Consider the following 602-nt stretch of genomic DNA (forward strand, 5'->3'; position numbering starts at 1 on the left):
TGAAGGAGACAGGATGAATGCTGCGCACCCGCGCGCATCGGCCACCGGCGACGAAGTGGCCGGCGTGCGCATTCCGCGCACGCCGGTGACGGTCGAGGCCGCCGACGCGGCCCGCGCGTCGTTGCCCGCCGCGCTCGCCGCTCATGCGGCGCGCGTGTTCGTATTCGCGTCGCTCGCCGCGCGGCGTGCAGGCGACGCGTGCGACGCCGACGCACTGTACGTCGCCGCGATGTACGCGAACATGGGATTGAGCCCGGCGTACTGCCGTTCGACCGAACGCTACGAGCTCGACGGCGCGGATGCCGCGCACGCGCTGCTGCTGCGGCATCGCCGGTCGCGGCGCATGCGCGACGACGTGTGGCACGCGGTCGCGCTGCATACGACGCCGGGCGTGGCCGCCCGCGCGTCGCCGCTTGCGCGCGCACTCGCATGCGCCGTGTCGACGGACCTGATGGCGACCGACTTCGACGCGTATACCGCCGACGAACGCACGGCGCTGCTCGCGGCCTACCCGCGCGGCAGCGGTTTTCGCGAAGCGTATCTGGACATGGTCGCGCGCGGCGTCGAGCATCGGCCGCAGTCGACCTTCGGCACCTGGAGCG

General features: G+C 72.9%; 1 protein-coding gene. It reads left to right on the forward strand.

What is annotated here, in order from left to right; translation table 11 throughout:
- Positions 1-13: 13 nt before the first annotated feature.
- Positions 14-602, forward strand: a 589-nt coding sequence (locus tag JMF86_RS34925; RefSeq protein WP_201317498.1) for a phosphohydrolase, incomplete at its 3' end; no start/stop codon positions are given.

This window comes from Burkholderia sp. E168m15 (assembly GCF_016586105.1).
GTDB lineage: Bacteria > Pseudomonadota > Gammaproteobacteria > Burkholderiales > Burkholderiaceae > Burkholderia > Burkholderia orbicola.